This window comes from Amycolatopsis sp. NPDC004625 (assembly GCF_040609695.1).
Lineage (GTDB): Bacteria > Actinomycetota > Actinomycetes > Mycobacteriales > Pseudonocardiaceae > Amycolatopsis.
The window spans coordinates 1-1,352 of the sequence record NZ_JBEXKX010000122.1 but is presented as its reverse complement, the minus strand read 5'-3'; the positions used below and the strand labels follow the sequence as shown (position 1 = coordinate 1,352).

Here is a 1,352-nt window from a genome sequence, read left to right as displayed (position 1 = left end):
TTTTGACTAATCCATTTAGATTAACAAGAACATAGTTATTTTTATATAACTGATCAATGGTTTTATTGAATTCGGAAATAGTGACCATATAATCTTTATACCCTTGTGCTTGCTGGGTATGAAAAGCCTTAGCTGGATCAACAATCAGACTATGAAAGAAGACGTGTGAGATTTTGGTCGGGTCTTCCCATTTTACCAAGGATTCTTTTTCTTTTTTCAAAGTTGCTAACAATTGTTGCGCTTCTTTGGCGTCGTCTTTTTCAAGTAAGGCGATGGCTTCATCATAATGATAACTTGCAGCAAGCTGTTTTGCTTGATCAAGCTGTTTCGTCGTTTGTTTATCTTCAACAGGTTTTGAGCTGCTGCTTGAGTGTTGAGTTGTTTGACTAGTGTTTTCTAATTTATTGTTTGTTACTGCTTGTGTAACAAAAAAGATACTTACACCTAGAATAATAACAGTGCATACAGAAGTGACAGCCAATATGATTTTGTGTGTATGTTTCATTTTATCGTCCCCTACTACTTTTTGATTTCAAAAACCCCCGTAAGCTTTTCTTAACCTTTTGAAAAACTTCCCATAACCATTGTAACGAATATAGGGTTCTGTTGCAAAGTTTTAAATCTACTATCAAATAAGGTAGAATAATAGAAAAAGATAGCAGGAGGAATGACGATGAATCATTTTAAAGGAAAGCAATTTCAGCAGGATGTGATTATTGTAGCCGTGGGCTACTATCTTCGTTATAACCTTAGCTATCGTGAAGTTCAAGAAATCTTATATGATCGTGGCATTAACGTTTCTCATACGACGATTTATCGTTGGGTGCAAGAATATGGCAAACTACTCTATCAAATTTGGAAAAAGAAAAATAAAAAATCCTTTTATTCATGGAAAATGGATGAAACGTACATCAAAATTAAAGGAAAATGGCATTATTTGTATCGAGCCATCGATGCAGATGGTTTAACCTTGGATATTTGGTTACGTAAAAAACGGGACACACAAGCAGCCTATGCTTTTCTTAAGCGGTTAGTGAAGCAGTTTGATGAACCGAAGGTTGTAGTCACAGATAAAGCCCCCTCTATTACAAGTGCCTTTAAGAAACTAAAAGAATACGGCTTTTATCAAGGGACAGAACATCGTACCATTAAATACCTGAATAATTTGATTGAACAAGACCATCGTCCAGTAAAGAGACGCAATAAATTCTATCGAAGTTTACGCACTGCCTCACCCACGATTAAAGGCATGGAAGCCATTCGAGGATTATATAAGAAAACCCGAAAAGAAGGCACTCTCTTCGGCTTTTCGGTGTCTACTGAAATCAAGGTATTAATGGGAATAACAGCCT

General features: G+C 35.9%; 1 protein-coding gene and 1 pseudogene. One reads left to right on the top strand and one right to left on the bottom strand.

Annotated features, from left to right (window positions below; all coding sequences use genetic code 11):
- Positions 1–505: pseudogene (locus ABZW17_RS46690) on the bottom strand (hypothetical protein); the annotation flags it as partial.
- Positions 506–673: 168 nt separating this feature from the next.
- On the opposite strand from ABZW17_RS46690, the gene ABZW17_RS46685 reads away from it, so the two are divergent.
- Positions 674–1,352: IS6-like element IS1216 family transposase (locus ABZW17_RS46685; protein ID WP_031559408.1), on the top strand; the 679-nt coding region annotated here is incomplete at its 3' end.